Origin of the sequence: Holdemanella sp. MSK.7.32 (assembly GCF_024460475.1) — a bacterium.
GTDB lineage: Bacteria > Bacillota_I > Bacilli_A > Erysipelotrichales > Erysipelotrichaceae > Holdemanella.
The window spans coordinates 57,920-83,227 of the sequence record NZ_JANFYN010000002.1; the positions used below are offsets into that span (position 1 = coordinate 57,920).

General features: G+C 33.7%; 24 protein-coding genes and 1 other annotated feature. Of the genes, 21 read left to right on the plus strand and 3 right to left on the minus strand.

Annotated elements, in window-relative coordinates; all coding sequences use genetic code 11:
• The first annotated feature begins 43 nt into the window (after window positions 1–43).
• The 10 genes from NE544_RS00905 (at window position 44) to NE544_RS00950 (ending at window position 10,800) form a co-directional block, all read left to right on the plus strand.
• Entirely contained in the window at window positions 44–430 is a 387-nt protein-coding gene (locus NE544_RS00905; RefSeq protein WP_256268019.1) for a DUF1934 family protein, read from the plus strand.
• A complete protein-coding gene (gene argS, locus NE544_RS00910) occupies window positions 417–2,051 on the plus strand; it encodes an arginine--tRNA ligase (protein ID WP_118114414.1) in 1,635 nt (544 codons plus the stop codon). Before NE544_RS00905 ends, argS begins: the two co-directional genes overlap by 14 nt.
• Window positions 2,052–2,076: 25 nt before the next feature.
• Entirely contained in the window at window positions 2,077–2,424 is a 348-nt protein-coding gene (gene rpoE, locus NE544_RS00915; protein WP_117924481.1) for a DNA-directed RNA polymerase subunit delta, read from the plus strand.
• A 143-nt stretch (window positions 2,425–2,567) separates the two neighbouring features.
• Window positions 2,568–3,398: an ABC transporter permease gene (locus NE544_RS00920; RefSeq protein ID WP_256268020.1), complete on the plus strand. Its 831-nt coding sequence runs from the start codon at window positions 2,568–2,570 to the stop codon at window positions 3,396–3,398.
• A gap of 10 nt (window positions 3,399–3,408) precedes the next feature.
• Window positions 3,409–4,227, plus strand: a complete 819-nt coding sequence (locus NE544_RS00925) for an ABC transporter ATP-binding protein (RefSeq protein ID WP_154555299.1) — start codon at window positions 3,409–3,411, stop codon at window positions 4,225–4,227.
• A gap of 81 nt (window positions 4,228–4,308) precedes the next feature.
• Complete coding sequence (gene tagD, locus NE544_RS00930) at window positions 4,309–4,695, plus strand: glycerol-3-phosphate cytidylyltransferase (protein ID WP_040466417.1); 387 nt, start codon at window positions 4,309–4,311, stop codon at window positions 4,693–4,695.
• A gap of 1 nt (window position 4,696) precedes the next feature.
• Window positions 4,697–6,934, plus strand: a complete 2,238-nt coding sequence (locus NE544_RS00935) for a CDP-glycerol:glycerophosphate glycerophosphotransferase (RefSeq protein ID WP_256268021.1) — start codon at window positions 4,697–4,699, stop codon at window positions 6,932–6,934.
• A gap of 17 nt (window positions 6,935–6,951) precedes the next feature.
• Window positions 6,952–8,157, plus strand: a complete 1,206-nt coding sequence (locus NE544_RS00940; protein WP_256268022.1) for a CDP-glycerol glycerophosphotransferase family protein — start codon at window positions 6,952–6,954, stop codon at window positions 8,155–8,157.
• 1 nt (window position 8,158) lies between these two features.
• A complete protein-coding gene (locus NE544_RS00945) occupies window positions 8,159–9,223 on the plus strand; it encodes a CDP-glycerol glycerophosphotransferase family protein (protein ID WP_227993729.1) in 1,065 nt (354 codons plus the stop codon).
• A gap of 79 nt (window positions 9,224–9,302) precedes the next feature.
• Window positions 9,303–9,546 (plus strand) — a binding site (T-box leader).
• Window positions 9,547–9,606: 60 nt separating this feature from the next.
• On the plus strand, window positions 9,607–10,800 hold the full coding sequence (locus NE544_RS00950) for a hypothetical protein (RefSeq protein WP_118116497.1): 1,194 nt from the start codon (window positions 9,607–9,609) through the stop codon (window positions 10,798–10,800).
• Window positions 10,801–10,808: 8 nt separating this feature from the next.
• Here the strand turns inward: NE544_RS00950 and NE544_RS00955 are convergent, their stop codons facing one another.
• Window positions 10,809–11,453, minus strand: coding sequence for a GTP pyrophosphokinase family protein (locus NE544_RS00955; protein ID WP_118116499.1), 645 nt, complete (start codon window positions 11,451–11,453; stop codon window positions 10,809–10,811).
• 2 nt (window positions 11,454–11,455) lie between these two features.
• Window positions 11,456–12,043 (minus strand): DUF4230 domain-containing protein, encoded by a 588-nt coding sequence (locus NE544_RS00960; RefSeq protein WP_118116501.1) that lies wholly within the window; start codon window positions 12,041–12,043, stop codon window positions 11,456–11,458.
• Between the two features lie 136 nt (window positions 12,044–12,179).
• On the opposite strand from NE544_RS00960, the gene rsmG reads away from it, so the two are divergent.
• From rsmG to glmS, 4 genes are all read left to right on the plus strand, one after another.
• Window positions 12,180–12,881, plus strand: coding sequence for a 16S rRNA (guanine(527)-N(7))-methyltransferase RsmG (gene rsmG, locus NE544_RS00965; RefSeq protein WP_117924499.1), 702 nt, complete (start codon window positions 12,180–12,182; stop codon window positions 12,879–12,881).
• 2 nt (window positions 12,882–12,883) lie between these two features.
• The gene (locus NE544_RS00970; protein ID WP_117571441.1) at window positions 12,884–13,660 is read left to right on the plus strand and encodes a ParA family protein; all 777 of its coding nucleotides are present in this window, start codon (window positions 12,884–12,886) and stop codon (window positions 13,658–13,660) included.
• Window positions 13,661–13,662: 2 nt separating this feature from the next.
• Complete coding sequence (locus tag NE544_RS00975) at window positions 13,663–14,541, plus strand: ParB/RepB/Spo0J family partition protein (protein WP_154555308.1); 879 nt, start codon at window positions 13,663–13,665, stop codon at window positions 14,539–14,541.
• A 239-nt stretch (window positions 14,542–14,780) separates the two neighbouring features.
• Window positions 14,781–16,586: a glutamine--fructose-6-phosphate transaminase (isomerizing) gene (gene glmS, locus NE544_RS00980; RefSeq protein ID WP_118116506.1), complete on the plus strand. Its 1,806-nt coding sequence runs from the start codon at window positions 14,781–14,783 to the stop codon at window positions 16,584–16,586.
• On the opposite strand, the gene NE544_RS00985 is transcribed toward glmS, so the two are convergent.
• Window positions 16,587–17,108, minus strand: a complete 522-nt coding sequence (locus NE544_RS00985) for a DUF5662 family protein (protein ID WP_256268023.1) — start codon at window positions 17,106–17,108, stop codon at window positions 16,587–16,589.
• Between the two features lie 389 nt (window positions 17,109–17,497).
• Between NE544_RS00985 and NE544_RS00990 the strand changes: the two genes are divergently transcribed.
• From NE544_RS00990 to NE544_RS01020, 7 genes are all read left to right on the plus strand, one after another.
• Entirely contained in the window at window positions 17,498–19,210 is a 1,713-nt protein-coding gene (locus NE544_RS00990; RefSeq protein WP_256268024.1) for an ABC transporter substrate-binding protein, read from the plus strand.
• 180 nt (window positions 19,211–19,390) lie between these two features.
• The gene (locus NE544_RS00995) at window positions 19,391–20,374 is read left to right on the plus strand and encodes an ABC transporter permease (RefSeq protein ID WP_256268025.1); all 984 of its coding nucleotides are present in this window, start codon (window positions 19,391–19,393) and stop codon (window positions 20,372–20,374) included.
• Between the two features lie 13 nt (window positions 20,375–20,387).
• Entirely contained in the window at window positions 20,388–21,299 is a 912-nt protein-coding gene (opp4C, locus tag NE544_RS01000; protein WP_118116153.1) for an oligopeptide ABC transporter permease, read from the plus strand.
• A gap of 15 nt (window positions 21,300–21,314) precedes the next feature.
• On the plus strand, window positions 21,315–22,334 hold the full coding sequence (locus tag NE544_RS01005; protein WP_227991888.1) for an ABC transporter ATP-binding protein: 1,020 nt from the start codon (window positions 21,315–21,317) through the stop codon (window positions 22,332–22,334).
• A 2-nt stretch (window positions 22,335–22,336) separates the two neighbouring features.
• On the plus strand, window positions 22,337–23,320 hold the full coding sequence (locus tag NE544_RS01010) for an ABC transporter ATP-binding protein (protein WP_117571433.1): 984 nt from the start codon (window positions 22,337–22,339) through the stop codon (window positions 23,318–23,320).
• Entirely contained in the window at window positions 23,320–23,511 is a 192-nt protein-coding gene (locus tag NE544_RS01015; protein WP_003865735.1) for a hypothetical protein, read from the plus strand. The genes NE544_RS01010 and NE544_RS01015 overlap by 1 nt, the downstream gene beginning before the upstream one ends.
• Window positions 23,512–23,553: 42 nt before the next feature.
• Window positions 23,554–25,248, plus strand: coding sequence for a M3 family oligoendopeptidase (locus tag NE544_RS01020; protein WP_256268026.1), 1,695 nt, complete (start codon window positions 23,554–23,556; stop codon window positions 25,246–25,248).
• The last annotated feature ends 60 nt before the right edge of the window (window positions 25,249–25,308 follow it).

Below are 25,308 nucleotides of genomic sequence, written 5' to 3' on the forward strand. Positions count from 1 at the left end.
ATTTTCTTGCAAAAAAATCAGAGTGTGATATTATGCACTAGCTATGACAAATCAGGTACATTTATTTGATAAAATTTCGAATCAAACATTGTATAAAGGAGAGGCTAAGATTGACTTTTCTGGTAATGAAGGTCTATTAGTTTCTTTTAATAATGATACACATCATTTCGAATGGAAAATTTGGAAAAAAGGATTGGTAATTCGTAGCGAATCGGATATTATTGTGAATTTGACACTACGTTTAAATAGTCAAACAAAAGGTCACATAGAAACTGAATTTGGAAAAATAGATTTGGATTGTCATACAAGTCATTATGATGTAGATGAAAATTGTGTAGAAGTTAAATACAGTCTTATACAAGGGAATGAAAAACAAGAATTTCACTTTGTACTATATATAAATAAGGAGGAGACATATGCAGTCAATTGAAGTTGAATTAAAGCAGGCCATTCAAAATGCAGTAAAAAAAGCATTTGATTTAGATTTAGATGTACAAAACATTGTGGTTGAAACACCAAAAAATAAAGATCACGGCGATTTCTCAAGTAATGTTGCGATGCAATTAACTCGTCAATTACACCAGAATCCAAGAATGATTGCACAAAGTATATTAGATGCATTCTCATTGGAAATGGTTTCTAACGTAGAAATTGCAGGACCTGGCTTCTTGAACTTTACATTATCAAAAGACCGTTTTAGTACAGTTATTTCTGAAGTGTTAGCTCAGAAAGAAAACTATGGACAACAGCCAGCTAACGGCATTAAAGTGGATTTGGAATATGTTAGTGCCAATCCAACTGGATCATTACACTTAGGACATGCTCGTGGAGCTGCATGGGGAGATAGTTGTGCTCGTATCATGAAAAAAGCTGGATACGATGTAACTCGTGAATACTATGTGAATGATGCTGGTAATCAGATCACAAACTTAGCATTATCATTAAATGCTCGTTATCGTCAGGCACAAGGAATTCCAACTGAAATTGGTCAGGACGGATACATGGGTAAGGATGTTGAAGAAAAAGGATATGAATTGGCGAAAGAATATCCACAAACATACTTAGAACCAACAGAAGAGAATTTGAAATTCTTCAGAAAAGAAGGAATCAAATTTGAATTAGATAAAATTAGAAAAGACTTAGATCGTTATCGTGTACACTTTGATGTTTGGTCAAGTGAACAAAGCATTCGTGATGCTGGTAAAGTAGAAGCAGCTATCAATGAATTAAACGAAAAAGGATATGTATACGAAAAAGATGGAGCATTGTGGTTTGAAACTACAAAATTTGGAGATGACAAAGATCGTGTTTTAAGAAAACAAGATGGTTCATTAACATATTTAGTTCCAGATATCGCATATCACAACGATAAATGTCAACGTGGATTTGACATGTTGGTTGACTTCTTTGGAGCGGATCACCATGGATATATTCCTCGTTTAAAAGCAAGTATGACAGCATTAGGAAATGATGCGGATAAATTGCATGTTGATATTATCCAGATGGTTCGTTTAGTATCAAATGGTGAAGAAATGAAGATGTCAAAACGTTTAGGAAATGCAACAACAATTAATGAACTATGCGATAAAGTAGGTGTTGATGCAGCTCGTTATTTCTTTGTACAACGTGCATTGGATTCACATTTAGATTTCGATATTGAATTGGCAACTAAGAAATCAAATGAAAACCCAGTTTACTATGCACAATATGCTCATGCTCGTATGTGTTCTATTCAAAAACAGGCACAGGATATTGAATTGGCAACAAGTTTTGAAGATTTGACAAACGAAAAAGAAATTGAATTAATGAAGTCTTTACAAGAATTCAATAAAGTAATCGTTGAAACTGCTCAATCTCGTCAAGTTCACAAAATGTGTCACTATATTCAAAATTTAGCTAGTAAGTTCCACAGTTTCTATAACGCATGTAAAGTTGTAGATCGTGATAATTTAGAACTAAGCGCACAACGTCTAGCCTTAGTAAAGGCAACACAAATTGTTTTGGCAAACGCATTAGAATGTATTGGTGTTGAAGCCGTTGAATCAATGTAAGTATTAAGAGGAGTTTTATTGAATTATGAAAAAGTCTATGATTGAAGTTGCATATCAAGTATTGACAAATAATAATGGATCTATGCCATTTGTTGATCTTTGGAAAGATGTAAGTCAGGAAATGGGATTTAATCAAACGCAGTTTGAAGATAATATTGCTCAATTTTATACAGATTTATCTTTAGACGGACGTTTCTTGAACATGTCACAAAATACTTGGGATTTGCGTTCACGTCACACGTATTCAGAAAGTGTTATGGATACAGATTCTATCGCAATCGATGAAGATGATGAGGATGAAGAAGATTCAGAATTGATTGAAGATGAATTAGACGAAGTAGAAAAAGAAATGGACGAAGAAGAAAACGAATAAAAGGCGCTCTTTTCACAATAAATTCACATTGAATTGTTAGAATTAAAGTGGAAAGGAGAAGGAATGCAAGAAAATCTGCGTCATGCAGATTTTTTTTCTGTGAAAAATTTGATAAACTAGAAGTTGTTAAGGAGAATTTTTATATGTTTAAAAGCATTTCATATGTTATAAAAGAGAATTTTTCAAATGTTTATCGTATTTTCTGTATCGCAAAGTATGAATTGTTGTCAGATATGCGAGATTCAAAATTTGGTATTTTTTGGAACTTTGCCTCTCCCGCTATCCAAGTTTTCACATATTGGCTAGTTTTTGGTATTGCCTGGGGAAGAAAAGCACAGACATATAGAGGCATCACAGTAGAATATTTACCATGGCTTGTTGTGGCATTTAGTGTATGGTGGTATATCCGCCCATGCATTGTAGACGGGTGTTCTGCGGTATTCTCAAAAACAAATGTCATCACAAGAATGAAGTTCCCTGTATCTGTTTTACCGGCAACTGTTTGTTTAAAAGAATTGTTTAATCACTTTGTGATGTTGATTATCACGTTTATCACTTTGATTTTAAGCGGATGGTATCCAAATCTAAATTGGTTATGGATCATCTATTATATGTTCTGTGCATTTATGCTTGGAGAAGCGATTTCGCTTGTATTATCTGTACTTACTATGTTGTGGCGTGATGTAAAGAAATTTATTTCTTCAATCATGCGTATGTTGATGTATATTTCTCCAATCTTATGGGATTGTCATTTTAAACCGGATGTTCCATTTGCGAGTATTTTAAATAAGCTTGTGAAGGCAAATCCAATCTATTACATTATTCAAGGATATAGAGATGCTGTATTCTATGGAAGAAATGTTTTTGATCATCCTGCAATTACACTTTATTTCTGGTGTTTGGTTTTTGCAATTTTTGCGCTAGGATGCTTTTTGATGTATACCTTCAAAAAGAAATTCATTGATATGATTTAAGGAGGCTTTTATGTCTAAAGAAGAATATGCTGTTGAAGTCGAAAATATTTCAAAAATCTATACTTTAAGAAATAAAAACAATCAATATAAAACAGATAAAAAAGAGTTCTATGCCTTAAAAGATGTATCTTTCAAAGTGAAAAAAGGTGATGTTGTTGGAATTTTGGGAACCAATGGTTCTGGTAAATCAACTTTATCTTTATTGTTGTCAGGAATTTCTGAAATCAACAGTGGTACGATGAAAATTAATGGAGAACAAGCATTGATTGCTATTAACACAGGATTGAACCAACAATTAACAGGACTTGAAAACATCAACGTTAAAGGAGCTTTGATGGGATTAAGAAAGAAACGTATCCAGGAAATCACGAATGATGTCATTGATTTTGCAGAATTAGGTGATTTCTTATATCAACCAGTTAAAAAATATTCATCAGGTATGAAATCACGTTTAGGCTTCTCCATTTCACTCGCATTAAATCCAGATATCTTTATTGTCGATGAAGCATTAAGTGTTGGTGATAAAGGTTTTGCGAAGAAATGTATGAAACGAATGATGAAATTAAGAGATGAAGAAGGAAAAACAATCTTCTTTATTTCTCACTCGTTAAGTCAGGTTCGTGAATTCTGTAAAACAGGAATGTGGATCGAAGGTGGGCAACTTGTTGAAATGGGAGATATTGACAAGGTTTGTGATGATTATTCGGTTTATGTGGATAAGTTAGAGGCTATGAGTAAAAAAGAAAAGAAAAAATTCTTGGATGAAAAATTTGAGAAGCGATTATTACCTAAAAAAGAAAAGAAGGGCATCGCAAAATTATTTGGTTAATAAAGGAGTTTTAGTGACTCCTTTTCAATTTATCAAAAATAGTTTACAATTACAGTGTTTATATAGGGAGGTTTATAACTCATGAAAACAGTAATAACATATGGAACTTTTGATTTATTTCATGTAGGCCATTTAAATTTATTACGCCGTGCAAAAGAATTAGGGGATTATTTAATTGTAGCGGTAAGTAGTGATGAGTTTAATTTGGGTAAAAATAAAGTTTGTAAGATCAAAGATACAGATCGTATGAAGATTGTAGAAGCTATTAAATATGTCGATAAGGTAATCCCAGAAACAAGCTGGGAACAAAAAATCGAAGATGTTAAAAAATATAATGTAGATGTATTCGTCATGGGTGATGATTGGAAAGGAAAATTTGATTTCTTAAAGGATTATTGTGAAGTTGTTTATTTGCCAAGAACTGAGGGTATCAGTACAACACAGCTGAAAGAGGAATTGAAGGGTTAATATGCGTACTATCAGTATTATCCTTCCTTTTTTTAAGTACAAACATTACTTTAAAGAATGTCTACAAAACTTAGCACAAAGTACATTTAAAGATTTTGAATTAATTGTCGTATTAGATCATCCAACTGAAGATATTGACGATTTATTAGAAGAATATAATTCTATTTTTGATATGCGCATTTATACATTGCCAGAAGGTGTAACAGGTGTAGCTGCATGTCGAAATGTTGGAATTCAACAAGCTAAAGGTGCCTACCTTTACTTTTTAGATAGCGATGACTATGTTTTAGAAGATACTCTACAAAATATGATCAAAGCTATGGATCATGATGTAGATATGGTTAATGGTGTATTGAATCACACTTGGAACAACAAGGCCAACTATCTTCATAAAGTAGAAAATGAGGAAGTAGATGAAGAAGATCAAGAAGAAAGAGAACAGCGTCGCTTAAATAAGCTTTCTGATTTTGTTTCATTCGCATCCTATGAAAAAGATGAGCAGCAAGCTCAGGCTATTTTCTATACAATGGACAATCGTAGAGGTATCCGAACTTTTACTGTATTAGGCAATTTGTATAATCGTGATTTTGTCGTTCGAAATAATTTTAAATTTAATGAGAACTTCAGATATTACAGTGATATGACATTTATGTGTCCTCTATTAGAAAAGCTAAATACAGCTTTAAGAGTGGAAGATGCGATTTATGTAAAACGTAAACACAATGATCCAATTAACGAACCTGCTTTGAGTCAGGAAGAAAATGACAATCGTTTTAATGAAAGATGTGATGCGGTTGAATATACACGTACACTTTTAAAAGAAGAGGGTGTTGTGCGTTTTTGTTTAGATCGTAAAATTGTATCTTACTTTGTATCTAAAATGTCTAAACGAATCCGTCGCAGCCAAGATGATCTATGGCGTACAGACTATTTTGAAAGAATTGCTAAAACAATCGATGGCATTCGTCCAGAAGTGATGAATCGATATAAGCGTAATTCGAAAAAGATGGTGGCTTGTTTACAGAATCGTGATTTAAAGGGAGTACAAAGCTGCGTTCGAAGAAAATTAGGAATTAAAAAATTCTTTAGGGTCTTCAAAAATAAGAATGTATTATTTAAATTAGCTTATTATCACATTTATTCAAAAAAACCAATTCAAGATAATGTGATTCTGTTTGAGACATTTATGGCTAAAAACTATTCGGACAGCCCAAAATATATTTATGAATACATTGCCAAAAATTATCCAGGAAAATACAAGTGTGTATGGGCATTGAATGATGGTCATGAAGTTCCTTATGGAGCGGAAGTCGTAAAACGTTTCTCGTTCAAATATGCTTATTATTTAGCTGTAAGTAAATATTTTGTATTTAATGTAAGACAACCATTGTGGTATCGCAAAAGAGAAGGACAAATATTTGTTGAAACTTGGCATGGCACACCATTGAAACGTCTTGTATTTGATCAAGAAGAAGTAACTTCTGCATCACCAAAATATAAACAGCAGTTCTATCGTCAAAGACAAGAATGGGATTATTTAGTGAGTGCCAATCCTTTTAGTACGAAAACATTTAGAAGCTGTTTTATGTATGAAGGCAAGATGCTTGAATATGGATATCCAAGAAATGATATTTTATATTGGCCAAACAAAGATGAAATTGCCAAAGACCTAAGAAAGAAACTAGGTATTCCAGAAGATAAGAAAACGATTTTATATGCTCCGACATGGCGTGATGATGAGCACTATGGAAAAGGGGAGTACAAATTTACGTTGGCTTTAGATTTGAAGTTGATGATGGAAAAATTATCGGATGAATATGTTGTTTTATTAAGAACACACCACTATATCGCAGATAACATTGATACAACAGGTCTTGAAGGCTTTGTGTACAATTTAAGTAAATATGATGATATCAGTGAAATCTATTTGATCAGTGATATTTGTATCACGGATTACTCAAGTGTATTCTTTGACTTTGCAAACTTGAAACGACCAGTACTTTTCTATACATATGATATTGAAAAGTATAAGAATCAGTTACGTGGATTCTATATTGATATGAATACAGAAGTTCCTGGTCCACTATTGTATACGAGTGAAGAAGTTGTGGATGCAATTTTGAATATTGATCAAATAAATGAAGAATATAAAGAACGTTACGAAGAATTCTACAAACGTTTCTGTTGTTACGACGATGGAAATGCGTCAAAGCATATTGTAGAAGAAGTATTTAAGTAAAAAAGGAGAGGATAGCCATGTTGATAAAGCTTTTAAGACCATTTAAAAAGTTTGCAGGAAAGTGCATTCGCTTGGCATATAAATTAACCTATCGTTTATTTAAAGTAGATGATAAGCTTGCCATATTTATATCGTTCCATGGTCGTGGCTATTCGGATAATCCTAAAGCTATTTATGAACAGATGAGACAAGATCCAAGATTTGATGGATATCATTTTATTTGGTTTATAAAGAATCACAAAGAAAAAAAATTGCATATTGAGGGAGCTGAAATAAAGGAATATTTCAGCATTCCTTATTTCTATTATTTATCGAAGGCAAAATTATGGGTAGTGAACTGCAAATTACCTACATATATCTTTAAAAAGGAAAATCAGGTTTACCTACAAACATGGCATGGAACACCATTAAAACGATTAGCTCATGATATTGATGTGAGTGAAGATACTACATTTTATCGTTCAGGTGTCAGTTATGAACAGATGTGCCATTCCTATGATGTAGATGTCGCAAGATACAATTATATGATCAGTCCAAATGCCTTCTGTACGAAAGTTTTTCAAACATCTTTTAAAATCAATAGAGAAAGATTGATTGAAACAGGATATCCTAGAAATGATTTTATTTCGAATGCAACAAAAGAAGAATGTGATACGATCAAGAATAAGTATCATTTGCCTATAGATAAAAAAATTGTATTGTATGCACCAACATGGAGAGATAATTCTTATGTTTCTGCAGGATATACTTTTGAATTGAAGGCAAACTTTAGAAAATGGAAAGAAATTTTAGGTGAAGATACAATTGTTGTATTTAAGCCACACTATCTAATCATTAATACCTTCAAAGATGATCCAGAATTAGATGGATTTTTGTATTCCATTCCTGCTCAAGCAGAAATCAATGAATTGTATGTGATTAGTGATGTATTGGTTACGGACTATTCAAGCGTCTTCTTTGATTATGCGATATTGAAAAGACCCATCTATTTCTATATGTATGATTTAAAAGAATATGCGACAGACTTAAGAGGATTCTATTTAGATATTCATAAGGACATTCCAGGCGAAATCTATATGGATGAAGAAACAATGTTGATGGATATAAAAAATGAAGTTTATGACTATTCTAAATTGAATGATTTTAATCTTTATTTTAATAATCATGAAGATGGAAATGCTTCTAAAAGAGTAGTAGATATTTTATATAAGGCGGTGCAATAAAATGGGATTAAGCAAAATAATCTTAAATGTTGCCTTATGGGTCGTGGACGTTTTAACTTTTTATGTGCATCCTAAAAAGAATCGAATTACTTTTATTAGTTTAACACAAAGTGAATTGTCAGGTGATTTTAAACTCATCGATAAACAATTACGTCACGAGAATAAGTATGATATTCATTATATATTATTAAAGTTTGAAAAAAATCTATGGGGTGATTTTAAATATTTCTTGAATTGTTTAAAACAGTTAGTTGAAATAAAAAAATCAAGTCTTGTGATTTTAAACGACAATAACTATGTGATTAGTCATATGAAACCAACCAATGTCAAAGTGCTACAAGTTTGGCACGCGTGTGGAGCCGTGAAAAAATTTGGTAATCAAATTAAAAGACAATATCCTGTACGTAATTATGATTATGTTCTATGTAATGCTGAATATTGGAAGGAACCATATTCACAAGCTTTTGGGGTAAATACAAATCAAGTGTTAGTAACTGGAATGCCAAGAATTGATACTTTATTAAATAGAAATGAAAGAGATGAGTTCTTTTTGAAATATCCAGAATTAAAAGATAAGAAATTATGTTTGTATGCACCTACTTTTAGGGGTAACATTATTGATGGTTTTAAAATTCAGTCTTTTGATTTCACAAAAGTAAAAGATTACGTGGTTCTATATAAATTTCATCCATTACTTGGAGATATTCAATGTAATGGTGGAGTGAATATGAATAAGGAAGACTTGTATACATTGATGCAAGTGAGTGATTGTTTGATTTCGGATTATTCAAGCGTAATATTTGATTACTCTTTATTAAATAAACCAATGATTAGTTACATTCCTGATGTAAAAGAATATAAACATAATATTGGATTGAACATTGATTTTGATGATTTTCCAGGACCAGTATGTACAGATGAAGATCAACTCGTCAAGGCGTTAGAATTTAAAAATTATGATTATGATAAATTGTCTTATTTCCAAATAAAGTACATGGTATATACGGATGGAAAAAATACAAGTCGAGTCATCGATACAATTAATCAGATTATGGAAGAGGTATAGGTCCTCTTCTTTTTTACATTAATGATGAAAAAAATTACATTTTTCGCTTGAAAATAAATGTAAATTATTGTATTATACAGTCAACGCATTGATATGGAAGAGTAATTCACTACGTTTTAGCCTAGAGAGATATTGTTTGGTGGAAAATATCGTAAAGCTAGAGAATGAAAATCACCATGGAGTGGCTATAGCGATAATGTAGTTATAGACGTATGTCTTACGATATAAAGACTAGATGTGATAGCATCGATGAGGGCATTCATTAGAATGAATTAGAGTGGTACCGCGGAAGAATAAGATTATTATTACCTTTCGTCTCTGAAGTTGTTAATTAGGCAACAAGAGACGGAAGGTTTTTTGTTGCAGAAAGGAAGAATTTGAGAATGAAAAAGAAAGAGAACACAAAATTGAATCGTTCCTGGATGGCAGCATTTTCAGTGGCAACTACTGCATTTGCGGCTCATGCAGGCGGAGGATTTGCAACAGGAAATCAGGAAAACACATGGTTTGTTAGTTTAGGGTGGCCAGCTATTGTTGGGGTTGCCGTTGCGATGTTACTTTTAGCTATGACAATTCGTGAAGGTCAGATTATGATGAATTCAAGAGGATTAAAAACGTATAAAGAACTATTTGAATGTTTATATCATCCATTAGACAAATTAGAATTATTATTTGAATTATTCTTTAATATCATGGTTTTAATGGTTGTTGCATCATGTATCTCTGGTGCAGCCAGTGCATTAACTCAATACTTTGGATTGAATTATTATCTAGGAACATTTGTGATTGGCCTTGTTGTATTATTCTTAACAATTTTTGGCGTAGATTTGATTCGTAGAGCAAGTACATATATGGGTGTAGTAATTTTAGTTCTAGCTGTTTCTATTTATACAGTAGGTTTATTAAATGGACATAATTTATTAGATGTTATGCGTGTTGATTTTTCAGCACATGGATGGAGTCAACTTCCAAAAGCAGCTTGGAACGGTGTTACTTATTCAGCTTTCCAATGGGTTACAGTACCAGCTATCTTGGTTTGTGGAACAAGTGTTTTAAAAACAAAACAAGATTGTGATCGCTCAATGGCATTAACATTCACATTAAATATGTTAGGATTAGGTCTTGCCGTATTAATGTTACTTTGTTGGCAACACTATTATTTGACTCAGCCAAACGGAACAACTTTACCAACGTTAACAACATTAAAATCATTTGGAGCAAATTGGCTTGTAGCACTATATGGATTGGTATTATTCTTATGTTTGATTTCAAGTGCAGTTTGTGTCATCTTTGGATTTGTGAATCGCTTTGAAAATGTGAAATTCCTTCAAAAAGTTGAAAATGTACCTGTACGTAGAGCTTTAGTTTCTGCATTCATCATGGTAGTTTCTATGGGAATCTCATTTGTAGGACTAACAAACGTTGTTAAGTATGGCTATGGATATTGTGGATATCTAGGTATCGCTATCATCATCATCCCATTGTTGACAATAGGATTCTATAAGAATCGTAAATTCATGAAAGAAAATTCACAAGACGCAAAAGTTTCTTTTGAAGAAGCATACGAAAAAAATTAGACGGGAAATCAATTTCCCGTCTTTATTTCTTCCATTTTCTCATCAAGTGTCTTGCAAATCTTGGCACACTCTAGTAATTCTTTATCAATTTCATCTAAGCGTTCTTTTGATAAATTCTTCTTATAGCGAATCTTGTGTTCAAGACTTGCCCAGAAATCCATCGCAATGGTTCTAAATTGTACTTCTACCTTAACCCATTTTTTCTCATCTGATAAAAAGATAGGGATTTCTACAATTAGGTGAAGACTACGATATCCATTTTCTTTAGGATTTTGAATGTAATCCTTTTTTTCAATTAAGCGAACATCGTCTTGGCTAAGAAAAGAATCAGCTAAAGAATAAATGTCTTCTGTAAAAGAGCAAACAACTCGAACACCGGCAATATCAAATAGATTGTTTTCAATGTTTGGGATGGTTAAAGCAAGATTCTTTTTTTGAAGTTTTTTAAGAATGCTGGATTGCGATTTAATACGCGTATGAATCGATTCAATGGGATTGCGATCATAGAATAGGGAGAATTGTTCATTAAGAACTTTAAATTTAGTTTCCACTTCCATTAACGCGCAATTATAATAGGTCATCATTTGACGATAGGGAAGAGTACTTTCTTCTACAAAATCCGTAAAAGCATCAACTAATTTCAAATTTGCCATAATTACTCCTTGAATGTGACTTCAATCGTATAATCATCTGTATCTGGGATAATGGAAATGATCTCTTTAATACTTTTTTCTGTGTTCTTTTGAGCCGTTTTCATTAATCCCTTTTTCTTGGCTTCAGATAAAGCCTTCTCTTTTTGTTCAACCGCAAAAGCTTTATAGTCACTCACACTGATTGGGTTAAAAATATTTTTTGTTTCATCATAGACTTCAATACTTGATTCATCGATTGAATTTGAAATAACAGTTGGCTTATTCACTGTCACATGAATAGTAGAATCGTTGATTTCTATATTTGCCTTAGATAAATCTGTACCTAATTGAATTTCTCCTTCAAAAGTTAGAATGAAATTTTTGTTTGTCAAAGGAATGGACCAGCCATTCAGACTTAAAGAATTTTCAAATTTTCCTACTTTCGCATAATGATATTTTGTGGTTACCAAATCACTTGCTTGTTCAATTCGATTCTGAATCAATGTCGATGTGATTTCTGGTTCCGTTTGTTTATTCGCAAAGAACATACCGCCTACAAAGGCAATTAAGATAAAGACAACAACAAATAAAACTTTCTTTAAATTTTTCATAAGTGACCTCCTCATTAAAATTGTATCATAAATGAATAAAGTAAATAAACCGACATGCATAGTGTCAAATTGTTGCGTATAGTAAAAACACGACGGAAACGATTATATGTTATAATGGATAACGTGGAGGGTTTTCATGACTAAAGTAGAATTTCAGAAGGCTTGTTTAGAAGCCGGCATCCAATTAAATGAAGAACAAATGAATCAATTTGAAAAATATATGCAGCTTCTTGTTGAATGGAATGAGAAGATGAACTTAACGGCAATTACACAGGAAGAAGAAGTATGGGAGAAACATTTTTATGATTCAATCATGCCGTTTTCAAATATTAAATTTGAAACAATGTGTGATATTGGATCAGGCGCAGGATTTCCAGGTATCCCTGTAAAAATTGCATTTCCACATGTTCATATGACTTTGGTGGAGCCATTACAAAAGCGTTGTCGTTTTTTAAATGAAGTGAAAACTCAATTGAACTTGGATAATCTCGATATATTAAATGTTCGAGCTGAAGATTTGGCAAAAGAAAAACGTGAATGTTTCGACGTGGTCAGTGCGCGTGCGGTTGCTAAACTATCTATTTTATTAGAACTTTGTGTTCCTTTTGTGAAGATGGATCATACTATGGTGGCTTTAAAAGGTAAGAATGGTCACGAAGAGTTGATCAATGCGCAAAAGGCAATTGATACATTAGGTGTTGAATTGATTGATGAAGAAAAATTTATGATTGAAGAGGATGCAACACGCATTAATTTATATTTTAAAAAGGTAAAACATACGCCAAATAAATATCCTAGAGCGTATGGGCAAATCAAGAAAAAACCTTTGGAGGGTTGAGTATGGGAAAAGTTATCGCAATTTCGAATCAAAAAGGTGGAGTAGGTAAAACTACGACATCTATAAATTTAGCAAGCGGACTTGCACATGTAGGAAAAAAAGTATTGTTGATTGATTTCGATTCGCAGGGAAATGCCACGCAAGGATTAAATGCGAATCAAAATAATTCACAAGCTACGATTCACTCCGTATTAATGGAGGGAGTTCCTATTCAGCAGGCCATCGTACCTAAAATGAATCCAAGAATTGATATTGTTCCAGCCAACATTAATTTAGCTGGAGCTGATTTAGATATGGATAAAATGGAAGCCGGCAAAGAAGAATTATTAAAAAAAGCCATTGCACCTATTCGAGATCAATATGATTACATTATTATTGATTGTCCACCATCACTTGGACTATTGAATACCAATGCATTGACAGCAGCTGACAGTATTTTGATTCCAGTACAGTGTGAATATTATGCATTGGAAGGAGTTACGCAGTTGTTGATCACAATTCGTCTTGTCCAAAGAACAAGTAACCGAAATTTAAAAATTGAAGGTATTTTATTAACAATGTTTGATATTCGTACAAGATTAAGTGTAGAAGTTTCGCAGGATGTGCGTCAAACTTTTGGCAAGCTTGTATATCAAAATTCTATTCCGAGAAATGTAAAATTATCGGAAGCACCTAGCCGTGGCATGTCTATTTTTGAATATGATCCAAAAAGTACAGGAGCCAAGGCATATGCTGGTTTAACTGAAGAAGTACTAAAACGTAATTCAAAGGAGGCATAGCTATGGATAACAAAAATAATGCTCGTTTAGGAAAAGGATTGTCCAGTATTTTTGGGCAAGATGTTTCTAAAGTATTAGATGATATTCAAAATGGAGATATGGAAGTTGAAAGACAGGAACAGTCAAAAATTCCTGTGGATGAGATCCGTCCAAATCCATATCAGCCTCGTAAAGTATTTAATGATGAAGCTTTAAAAGAATTAAGTTCATCAATTAAGCAACATGGTGTGTTTACACCGATTCTAGTTAAAAAAAGCATTCAAGGATATGATTTGATTGCCGGTGAAAGAAGATTAAGAGCTTCAAAGCTTGCCGGATTAAAAGATATTCCAGCTATCATTGTTGATTTTGATGATCAGGAAATGATGGAAATTGCTTTGTTGGAGAATATTCAACGTGAAGATCTAAATGTAATAGAAGAAGCAAAAGCGTATGAAAAATTAATTCAACGATTAGGATATACACAAGAACAGTTAGCTCATCGTGTCGGAAAATCACGTGAACATATCACAAATTTATTACGATTGTTAAAACTTCCAGAAGATGTCCAGGAATACGTTGTGAGTAAACAATTAAGTATGGGGCATGTACGAGCTTTACTTGGTCTTAAGACAGAGGCAAGTATGCGTAAAGTCGCTAAACAGGCTATTGATCAAGGTTTGTCTGTTCGTAAAGTAGAACAAATTGTAAAAGATACAAACAATAAAAAAACGATAGAAAAGCCAAAAGAAGATATTTATGTGAAGGCAGCTAAGGAAAAACTTCAAGAATTCTTCCAAACATCGGTATCTATCAGTAAAAATGCCATTTCTATTCATTATGAAAATAAAGAAGACTTAAATCGAATACTAGAATTATTGAACCTAGTTGAAGAAGAATAAGTCTTCTTTTTTTGACAAATGTTCTGTTTTTTGTATAATATTCATTATTCATGGAGATGTAGTAAAAAAATAGCGCCAGGACTAAGTATTTAGTTGACGAGGACCAGACTTATCGAAAGATTCGGCGGGTAGTCTGGAGGTTGATACAACCTTTAACGATGGACAAAACCAATGTGTGAACATTGAACAAAGCCATTTGGTATCCTCCATGATAATAATTTATAGGAGGATTTTTTATAATGTGTGGAATCACAGCGTACGCAGGTAAAGAGAGTGCTTTACCATTTTTATTGCAGGGTTTAGAAAAACTCGAATATCGAGGATACGACTCTGCAGGCGTGACTCTCGTTTCGAATCACCATCTAGAAACGTATAAGGCGAAGGGGCGTCTTACAAATTTAAAGGAATTGTTGAATGAAAAAGAACATCCTGAACATACAGGAATTGGACATACACGTTGGGCAACACATGGTGTTCCAAGTAATATGAATTCACATCCTCATACAAATGAGAGTGAAACAATTTCAATCGTGCACAATGGAATTATTGAAAACTATGCATCAATCAAGGAATGTTTATTAGAACAAGGATATACATTCCAGTCACAGACGGATAGTGAAGTTATCGTTCATATGTTGGATTACTATTATCAAGGCGATATGATGTACGCTTTAAAAAAATGTGTGCAATACCTTCAAGGTAGTTTTGCGCTATGTGTAGTTTGTACAGATTATCCTGACTGCGTTTTTGTCGCAAAAAAAGAAAGTCCAATGATTTTAGGAAAAACAGATACATCTGCATTTTGTGCAAGTGATATTCCAGCTGTGTTAGATTACACAAAAGATATTTGTGCTTTAGAAGATGGACAGATGGCCGTATTAAGACCCGGAAGTATTGAAGTCTATGATTTCTTTGGAGATCCCGTTTCAACAAATTGGATGCATATCTCATATGATGCTTGTGCAGCTCAAAAAGGTGGATATGATACTTTTATGCAGAAGGAAATGCATGAACAACCGTATGTGATCAAAGAAACATTGAGAGCTCATATTGAAAATAATTTGGCTATGCCAGAATTATCAGGTTTAGATGTTTCAAAAATCAATCAAATTTATTTTGTCGCATGCGGAACTGCTTACCATGCGAGTTTGTATGCTCAATATTTATTGCGCACATGGATTGATTTACCAATTTACTGCATTAGTGCAAGTGAGTTTAGATATGGAAATTATCGAATTGATGAAAACACTTTATGCATCTTTGTTTCACAATCTGGAGAAACAGCCGATACTTTGGCAGCATTAAAACTTTCGAAAGAAAACAAAGCCCAAACACTATCTGTGACAAATGTGTTAGGTTCTAGTTTAGCTCGATTATCTGATTACGTTTTATATACTTGTGCTGGACCAGAAATTGCGGTCGCAAGTACAAAAGCTTATACAACACAACTTGTGTTGTTGGCATGTCTATGTTTAAAGTTAGCGTCTTTATTTAATAAGGGTGTGGCATGTAAAAATCATATGATCAATCAGTTGAAACAAATGCCAGATGTAGTTGAACAAATGCTTGCACAAGAAGAAAAAATGGCTGAATTCGCTAAACTATTAACGAATCAAAAAGATGCCTACTTTATTGGTAGACAACTAGATTATTTAAGTGTTTTAGAAGGTGCGTTAAAACTAAAAGAAGTTTCGTATGTGCATGCCGATGCATATATGGCTGGTGAATTGAAACATGGTCCAATCGCATTGATAGAAAAAGATACAGTTGTGATTGCGTTAGCTACGCAGCCTAGTGTTGCACAAAAGACAATTTCAAATATTTTGGAAACGGTTGCTCGAGGAGCCAAGGTCATTTTGATTGCTTCACAAAGCCAAAATACGGAAGGCTTTGAGTATGTGATTCGTATTCCAGATGTAGATCCATTACTAAGTTGTATTCCGGCAACAGTTTTATTGCAAGAATTAGCTTACTATGTCGCAAAAGAAAAAGGTTGCGATGTAGATAAACCTCGTAACCTTGCGAAAAGTGTAACTGTAGAATAATTATTCTTTAATTTCAGTGATGATATAGTGAATGGTTTGATCTAAACCATGCTCAGATAAATATTTTAATAAATGATGGATGAGGGCGTCTGTTTCAGGATGAATCAGAATTTTACCTCGTGCATTTTCATAATATTCAAGTGCACTAGAGTCTGTGTACTTTTCTTTTTGATAGATCATACTTGCAGCGACTCGATCACAAAACATTTCAATGACATAGTTTGTAGGCATCTTACATGCATAAATGCCATCTACTCCAAAATCAAGCCAATATTCCCAATGATGTTTGTTTCTTCCTTTATGATGTAACCAACCTAATGAATAGCCTTTTTCTTCTTTCTCGGCATCTATAGGAGAGCGGAATCCTTGATAATAATGAAAACCTGTCTTTAATTCAATATAAGAGTATTTGCTTAAATCATGGAGTAAACCTTGTTTATATAGGTGACAACGAAAACAAAGCCAAGTAACTTTTAACTTGTGCTTGTTGATCGTATGTAAATGAGATAATGCTTTATTCATAAATTCACTTCTTTCTTGATTATTTTATCATAGAATAAGAAAACCATTCTAGTGTAGGCATCTAGAATGGTTTCTTTTTGTTTATTATTATTTTTAAAAGAGAGATATGAATAAATGAGGATTGGATTTAAAATTGAACTTAATTTTCATGATTTACATAAAAATCTAGCGTATATAGACAAATGTTTGTGAATGAAATACGAAAAGCCAAATGAAAGCGAATACAATGAAAATGCTTGATATAAAGACAAAATGCTGTGTTTTGTTCATGAAAAATATACATAAATGTAAATTTGTATGTAAATTTCTTTCTTAAACCCTTGAAAACGTGTTTCTAACATAGTATAATTTCTTCACACATAGTGAGCAGACTATAGGAGGAAAGAGAAATGAATAAACAAAGAATTGTTGCTGGTTTAGCATCTGTAGCAATGGCTTCTACTTTAGTAGCATGTTCAGGCGGATCTAACAGTGACGCAAAAACATTAACAGTATCTGTAAACCAAAGTTTAACTGGACAGTTTACACCTCAATATGCATCAAGTGCTTATGATCAATATGTAGTAAACTTATGCTACGAATCAATGTTAAAGTACAATGCTGATAACGAATTGGAACCAGTATTGGCTAAAGGTTTACCAGAAGTAAGTGCAGATGGTTTAACATTAACTTACAAATTGGAAAAAGGACACAAATTCAGTGATGGAACTGAAGTAACTTCAAAAGACGTTAAATTTACATTCACAACATTATCTGACCCAAGCTATGCTGGTCCTAATGGTGGTGGATTGGAAAACCTAGTAGGATATAAAGAATATAATAGCGGAGCTGCTAAAGAATTAACTGGTATTGAAACTCCAGATGATTACACAGTAGTATTCCACTTAGTATCACCTCAAATCGATGCAGTCTCAACATTTGGTGCAATGGGAATCACTAGTGCAGATCACTACTCAAAATACAAACAAGGTAAAGTAAAAGTTGTTGAAAAGAACCAAGAAGAATCATGTGGTTCTGGTGCTTACCAATTAAAGAGCTATGATAAAGCAAGTGGAGCTTCATTTGTTCGTAATGAAGAATTCAAACCAGAAAAAGGACAATACCAAGTAGACCGTATTGTTATCAAGAAAACAGATGTAACTACAGAAGTTTCTGAATTGAAAAAAGGAACAGTTGATTTAATTCCAGATGTAATTGAAACAAATAAAGTAAGTGAAGCAAGTCAAGATGACAACATGGCATTCAACTACTACTCTCGTAGTGCTGTTGGTTTTGTAGCTATGAACGCTAACAATGGAGCTACAGCTGACAAAGCTGTACGTCAAGCATTGATGTATGCAACAGATCGTCAAGGATTCTGCGATTCATACTTCGGATGGGATAAAAAAGCAAGTGATGAAGTTAAGAAAGTTAAAGGTGGATATGTACCAGCTGCATACTGGAATCCAGCATCAGTAAACAGCGGAGCTGTAGTTCGTAACGAAGAAACAATTGATGGATTAAATACTTATGCATTTGACATGGATAAAGCTAACCAAGTATTAGATGAAGCTGGTTGGGTAAAAGGTGCTGATGGAATCCGTGCTAAAGACGGACAAAAACTAGAAATCAAATTCTTATGTTCAGAAGGTAACTCAGTACTTGATACTTTAATTCCTATGGTTAAGAAAACTTATGGAGATTTAGGTGTTGACTTAAAACAAACTACAGTTGATTTCTCTACATTATTAAGTAATATTCAAGATGAAAGCCACGATAGCGAATGGAATATGTGTTTCTTAGCTACTGGATTTACAAATAACCAAGATAGCTCAGCTAATGATTCATATACAAATAATCCAGATAACATGGCTGTAAATAACTACTCTCGTATTAATGATCAAGCATTGGTTGATCAATTGACAAAAGCTCGTGCTGAGTCAAATGCAGAAAAATCAAAAGCAGAATATGTTGAAGCTATGAAGATGGCTGCTGATGATGCAGGTTACATGCCAGTTTACTCAGGTATGCAGTTCAACCTTTACAATAAGAAAGTTGACTTGACTGGAACAGGAACATTACGTAACTGGTCTCAATCAATGGATACAATTACTGTAAAATAATTTAAAATTTGCACAAAGGTGTGTTAAAATAGTGGATGTTAAAGGACAAATGTTCATTAACAGAAACATGGCAACGTTAAATAGTCTGCATGAAAAACTCGTGGATTGTTTATAAAATTAAGGGCAAGCCGTATTGACTTGCTCTTATATGCATTTAGTGGATAGAAAGGATCGATAACTATGCTAAAGTATGTATTTAAAAGAATTTTAGCGATGATTCCTGTCCTTTTCATCATTTCAATCGTTATTTTCGGTACTGTAAAGGCGATGCCAGGTGATGAGGTAACAGCTTATTTTGGAGCCGGTTCAAAGGTTACACAAGAGCAACGTGATCACGTTCGTGAGTTGTTAGGATTGGATAAATCGTTACCTGAACAATATGTACGTTGGGTCGGACGTATGTGTACAGGAGATTTAGGATCAAGTATTACCCTTAAAAAACCAGTTGGAACTATTATTGGTGACTATGTATGGAATACATTCTATTTGAATGTTGTTTCTTTAATAGTGGCTTTAATTTTTGCGATTCCAGTTGGAATAAAGCAAGCCGTAAAGAAAGGTTCAGTGTTTGATAACTTCTGGACAGTATTTTCATTGTTAGGAATAAGTGTTCCAACATTCTTCTTTGCCTTAGTATTAATTTTCTTCATTGGTTTGAACATCCCAGGTATGCCAATCAATGGAATGCGTGACACAATGCTATCAAGCTTTGGTTACTCAAGTATTTTCCAAGAAATTGGAGATATCGCATTACACTCAATTTTACCTGTAATCGTATTGGCGTTTAGTTCATTTGCGTCATTCTCACGTTATGTACGTAACTCTATGGTTGAAGTCATCAACATGGATTATGTTCGTACAGCACGTTCAAAGGGTCTTAAAGAAAAGACTGTTATCTACAAACATGCATTTAAAAATGCACAAATTCCTTTAGTAACATTACTAGGATTATACATTCCATCATTATTCTCAGGAGCCGTAATTTTGGAATCTGTATTTATCTGGCCAGGAATTGGTAAAGTATTAATTGATGCGATCAACCAACGTGATAACTCTTTAGTTATGGCTTGTTTGATGTTTAGTGCCTTGTTGATGTTGTTAGGTAACTTATTGTCTGATGTTTGTTATACATTAGTTGACCCACGTATCAAGGTAGATGAATAGGAGGGAACTATAGATGGCTAAAAAAGATGCTGTAGTATTAGAATCTGGTGAAAAAATTGAATCTATAGGTCCTTGGACCATCGCATGGCGTAAGTTTAGACAAAACCGTGTTGCCATGGCAGGTTTGATTATTTTTATTTTAATTGTTATTGCTGTTATTGTTATACCACCAATGCTTGGATATAGCGTAAATGACTATGATTTATCAAATCCTAACTTAGCTCCAGGAGGAGAACATTTATTAGGAACAGATAAACAAGGTCGTGACTGCTTATTCCGTTTATTCTTAGGTGGACGTATCTCTATTATGGTTGGTATTATTGCTGCTGTTATTACTGTCATTTTAGGATGTACAATTGGTGGTATCTCAGGATATTATGGTGGAAAATTAGATAACGTATTAATGCGTTTTGCAGAAATCGTTTATTCATTACCATTTACACCAATGATTATTGCGGTTGCCTCAACTATGTTGTGGGTTCCACAAAGTCAAAAAATGTATACTGTATCATTATTGATTGGTTTATTATCATGGCCAGGACTTGCTCGTTTAGTTCGTGGACAAATTTTAACTTTACGTGAACAAGAATTTATGCAAGCTTGTGAAGCTTTAGGTATTTCAGATTTCTCAAAAATCTTTAAACACTTACTTCCAAACGTTATTTCTTTGGTAATCGTAAATGCTACACTACAAATGGCGAGTGCTATCTTGACTGAGGCTGGTTTATCATTCTTAGGTATGGGTGTTACGGCACCTACTCCTTCTTGGGGTAACTTAATGAACTTGGCACGTGATTCTTATGTGTTCCAAAACTATCCTTGGGAATGGATCCCTGCAGGTTTAATGTGTTTATTAACTGTAATCTCTATCAACTTAATTGGTGAAGGTTTACGTGATGCATTCGACCCTAAAGAATTACAGTAGTAAGGAGGATACACAATGTCTGTAAATAAAAAAGTAATTAAAGTGGAAGACCTTCGTGTATACTTCCATACAAAAAAAGGTGATTCAAAAGCAGTTGATGGAAACCACTTTACAATGTATGAAAATGAAACACTTGCAATCGTAGGTGAATCAGGTTGTGGTAAATCAGTAACTGCCATGTCTATTTTAGGCTTAGTAAGTGAACCAGGAGAAATTATGCCTGGATCAAAAATCGTATATATGGGAAATGTAGACCGTGATGAAGATGGTTTAAACTTAGCTACAGCTACAGATGAACAAATTCGTCACATTCGTGGTAACGAAATCTCTATGATTTTCCAGGAACCAATGTCAAGTTTGAACCCAGTTATTACAGTTGGGGATCAGATTATGGAAAACATTTTGACACATGAAGAAGTTTCTAAAGAAGAAGCTAAACAACGTGCAATTGATTTGTTGGCAGAAGTAGGTATTTCTCGTCCAGAAAAAGTTGTTGATAACTATCCATTCCAATTATCAGGTGGTATGTGTCAGCGTGTTATGATTGCGATGGCTTTATCTTGTCATCCAAAATTATTGATTGCCGATGAACCTACAACAGCTTTAGACGTTACAATTCAGGCTCAGATTCTTTCTTTAATGAACAGATTGAAGAATGAAACAGGTACATCTATCATGTTGATCACACACGACTTAGGTGTAGTTGCTCAGGTTGCCGATAACGTTAACGTTATGTATGCAGGTAAAGTTGTTGAAACAGCTCCAGTAGAAGAATTGTTCAGCAACCCTAAACACCCATATACAGTTGGATTAATGAATTCAATGCCTTCATTAGCTGAAGAAGGTAAACGTTTAAATACAATTGAAGGTAGTGTACCTAACCCATTGTATTTACCAAAAGGATGCTACTTTGCAGATCGTTGTCCATATGTAACAGATCGTTGTAGAGAAGGTCAACCAGTAGATACAAAAGTTAAATCACGTCACCACGTATGGTGCTTCAAAGTTGAAGAAGAAATGAAACAGGAGGGATAGTCATGGCAGAAAAAAGAAAAATTCTTGAAGTAAAACACTTAAAAAAATACTTCCCTCTAAAAAAAGGAAAATTTAAAGAAGGCGACCCATGTGTTAAGGCCGTAGATGATATTACTTTCGACTTATACGAAGGTGAAACATTAGGTCTAGTAGGTGAATCAGGATGTGGTAAATCTACTTTAGGTCGTACAATCATTCGTCTTTATGAACCAACAAGCGGAGAGGTAATCTTCGAAGGTGAAGATGTAGCGAAAAAATCTCGTAAAGAAATGCGTGCTTTACGTGAAGAAATGCAGTTTATCTTCCAGGATCCATATTCTTCATTGAATCCACGTATGACTGTATTCAATATTTTGGCTGAACCATTGATTGCTCACGGAAAATTCAAACGTGGTCCAGAACTAGATGCATATGTTAAAAACCTAATGGACCGTTGTGGTTTGCCAAGCTACTATTGCTATCGTTATCCTCACCAATTCTCAGGTGGACAAAGACAACGTATTGGTATCGCACGTTCTTTAGCGTTAGATCCAAGCTTCATTATTTGTGATGAACCAGTAAGTGCATTGGACGTTTCTATCCAATCACAAATCATCAACTTAATGAAAGATATGCAAGAAGAAAAGAACATTTCTTATATCTTCATTTCACACGACTTGTCAGTTGTAAAACACATTTCTGACCGTGTAGGTGTAATGTATTTAGGTAGTATGATGGAACTTGCAGATAAGAATGAAATCTACTCTAACCCTCAACACCCTTATACAAGAGCGTTGATTGGTGCAATTCCTTTACCAGACCCTACAAAACGTAAAGAAATGCAAGTTATCCAAGGTGAAATTCCAAGTAACGTAAACATTCCTAAGGGATGTAAATTCAACCCTCGTTGCCCATTTGCGAAAGATATTTGTCGTGAACAAGAACCAGCAACAAAAGAGGTTAAACCAAATCACTTCGTTAAGTGTCACTTTGGAGGTGAATTCTAATGTCTAAGCGCCCATCTATGCGTGAGATGTTAGAAAAAAAAGATAAACAAAAAGGTAAAGAAGATCGTCTTGAAAAAGGGGATTTTCTAGCCTTATTAATTGCAGCTAGTAGTACATTCTGGCCAATTTTATTAGGTGCCATCGTTATTTTAGCGCTATTAATTTTTGGTTGGAATGCCATCTTTGCATAATACGAGAAGCTTTCGGCTTCTCTATTTTTTTAGGAGAAAGATATGAAATTTACAGATTATAAATATGAACATATGGATATTGAAGCTTTGCAGGCACAATTAAAGGCGATTTGTTCAAAATTACAGAATGCAGCTTCTTATGATGATTTTAAAAATGCGTTTATTGAATTGAATGACGTAAATAAATATATCAATACAAATCAGACACTTGTTGATGTACGTCATACAGTGGATACAAGAGATGAATATTATACAAAAGAAAATGACTTTTTAAATGAAATGCTTCCAGTATTAAAGGAAGATATTGTGAATTGTAATAAAGCAGTTATGGCTAGTCCTTTTGTTTCTGAATTAAAAAAAGAAGTACCAGAAACGTATTTCTTACAAAGAGAAATGGAAGAAAAATCATTTGATCCAATTATCATTCCTGAAATGCAAGAAGAAAATAAACTGGCTTCTAAATACCAAGCAATCATTGCGAGTGCACAAATTGAGTTTGATGGTGAAACATATACTCTTGCTGCTTTAGAAGTAAAGACAAATGATAAAGATAGAGATACTCGTAAACGTGCAATGCAAGCCTATTGGGGATGGTATGACGAACATGCTAAAGAAATTGGTGAAGTTTATGATCAATTAGTACAAGTGCGTACGCGCATGGCTAAAAAATTAGGATATGAAAACTATATCGAACTTGGTTACTATCGCATGATGCGTTTTGACTACAATAAAAAGGATGTAGAAAACTATCGTAAACAAGTATTAGAAGATGTTGTTCCATTAGATAATGAGTTGTATGCTCGTCAACAAAAACGTTTGGGTTATGATACTTTGCATGCTTGGGATGAAAAGTTTGAATTCACTTCAGGAAATCCAGCACCTAAATATAGTCGTGAAGAATTAGTAAAACGTGCATTAAAGATGTATCAAGAACTAGATCCTAAAACAGGTGAATTCTTTGAATTTATGACAGAAAGAGAATTGTTAGATCTAGATTCAAAGCCTGGTAAAGCAGCTGGTGGATATTGTACATTCATTCCAAATTATCAATCTCCATTCATCTTCGCAAACTTTAATCAGACAAGCCATGATGCTGAAGTACTAACACATGAAGCAGGACATGCTTTCCAAGTGTATTCAAGTAAAGATATTTTCCCTATTGATTGTGTATGGCCTACTTATGAATCTTGTGAAATCCACTCTATGTCTATGGAATTTTTTACATATCCATGGATGAAATCTTTCTTTGAAGAAGATGTAGATAAATATTATTTCAATCATTTGTCAGGAGCTGTTAAGTTCTTACCTTATGGAGTTTTAGTGGATCACTTCCAGCATGAAGTATATGAAAAACCAGAAATGTCTTGTGAAGAGAGATTGGCTACTTGGAGAAAGTTGGAAAAACAATACTTGCCTCATAAAAACTATGAAGGTATTGATATTCTAGAAAAAGGTGGATGGTGGATGCGTCAGCTTCACATTTTCATGGATCCATTCTATTATATTGATTACACATTAGCTCAAGTATGCGCATTGCAGTTCTGGGCTCGTATTCAAAAGAAGGATGAAAAAGCTTTTGAAGACTACAAACACATTTGTAAGATTGGTGGAACATTGCCGTTCAGAAAAATTGTAAAAGAAGCAGGATTAAAGGTTCCTTTCGAATCTGGATGCTTAAAAGATACTGTTCAATTGGTTCGCGAATGGTTTGAAAATGCAGATGATTCACAATTTTAAAAAAACATCTTGCGATTTGAAAAAAGGCTTGCTATAATTGTATAGCACTTACTTTGGGTC

Bases quoted from the DNA above. Each gene is read 5' to 3' on its own strand.
- NE544_RS00905 (WP_256268019.1), top strand. From the start codon at position 44: ATGACAAATCAGGTACATTTATTTGATAAAATTTCGAATCAAACATTG.
- argS (WP_118114414.1), top strand. From the start codon at position 417: ATGCAGTCAATTGAAGTTGAATTAAAGCAGGCCATTCAAAATGCAGTA.
- rpoE (WP_117924481.1), top strand. From the start codon at position 2,077: ATGAAAAAGTCTATGATTGAAGTTGCATATCAAGTATTGACAAATAAT.
- NE544_RS00920 (WP_256268020.1), top strand. From the start codon at position 2,568: ATGTTTAAAAGCATTTCATATGTTATAAAAGAGAATTTTTCAAATGTT.
- NE544_RS00925 (WP_154555299.1), top strand. From the start codon at position 3,409: ATGTCTAAAGAAGAATATGCTGTTGAAGTCGAAAATATTTCAAAAATC.
- tagD (WP_040466417.1), top strand. From the start codon at position 4,309: ATGAAAACAGTAATAACATATGGAACTTTTGATTTATTTCATGTAGGC.
- NE544_RS00935 (WP_256268021.1), top strand. From the start codon at position 4,697: ATGCGTACTATCAGTATTATCCTTCCTTTTTTTAAGTACAAACATTAC.
- NE544_RS00940 (WP_256268022.1), top strand. From the start codon at position 6,952: ATGTTGATAAAGCTTTTAAGACCATTTAAAAAGTTTGCAGGAAAGTGC.
- NE544_RS00945 (WP_227993729.1), top strand. From the start codon at position 8,159: ATGGGATTAAGCAAAATAATCTTAAATGTTGCCTTATGGGTCGTGGAC.
- NE544_RS00950 (WP_118116497.1), top strand. From the start codon at position 9,607: ATGAAAAAGAAAGAGAACACAAAATTGAATCGTTCCTGGATGGCAGCA.
- NE544_RS00955 (WP_118116499.1), bottom strand. From the start codon at position 11,453: ATGGCAAATTTGAAATTAGTTGATGCTTTTACGGATTTTGTAGAAGAA.
- NE544_RS00960 (WP_118116501.1), bottom strand. From the start codon at position 12,043: ATGAAAAATTTAAAGAAAGTTTTATTTGTTGTTGTCTTTATCTTAATT.
- rsmG (WP_117924499.1), top strand. From the start codon at position 12,180: ATGACTAAAGTAGAATTTCAGAAGGCTTGTTTAGAAGCCGGCATCCAA.
- NE544_RS00970 (WP_117571441.1), top strand. From the start codon at position 12,884: ATGGGAAAAGTTATCGCAATTTCGAATCAAAAAGGTGGAGTAGGTAAA.
- NE544_RS00975 (WP_154555308.1), top strand. From the start codon at position 13,663: ATGGATAACAAAAATAATGCTCGTTTAGGAAAAGGATTGTCCAGTATT.
- glmS (WP_118116506.1), top strand. From the start codon at position 14,781: ATGTGTGGAATCACAGCGTACGCAGGTAAAGAGAGTGCTTTACCATTT.
- NE544_RS00985 (WP_256268023.1), bottom strand. From the start codon at position 17,108: ATGAATAAAGCATTATCTCATTTACATACGATCAACAAGCACAAGTTA.
- NE544_RS00990 (WP_256268024.1), top strand. From the start codon at position 17,498: ATGAATAAACAAAGAATTGTTGCTGGTTTAGCATCTGTAGCAATGGCT.
- NE544_RS00995 (WP_256268025.1), top strand. From the start codon at position 19,391: ATGCTAAAGTATGTATTTAAAAGAATTTTAGCGATGATTCCTGTCCTT.
- opp4C (WP_118116153.1), top strand. From the start codon at position 20,388: ATGGCTAAAAAAGATGCTGTAGTATTAGAATCTGGTGAAAAAATTGAA.
- NE544_RS01005 (WP_227991888.1), top strand. From the start codon at position 21,315: ATGTCTGTAAATAAAAAAGTAATTAAAGTGGAAGACCTTCGTGTATAC.
- NE544_RS01010 (WP_117571433.1), top strand. From the start codon at position 22,337: ATGGCAGAAAAAAGAAAAATTCTTGAAGTAAAACACTTAAAAAAATAC.
- NE544_RS01015 (WP_003865735.1), top strand. From the start codon at position 23,320: ATGTCTAAGCGCCCATCTATGCGTGAGATGTTAGAAAAAAAAGATAAA.
- NE544_RS01020 (WP_256268026.1), top strand. From the start codon at position 23,554: ATGAAATTTACAGATTATAAATATGAACATATGGATATTGAAGCTTTG.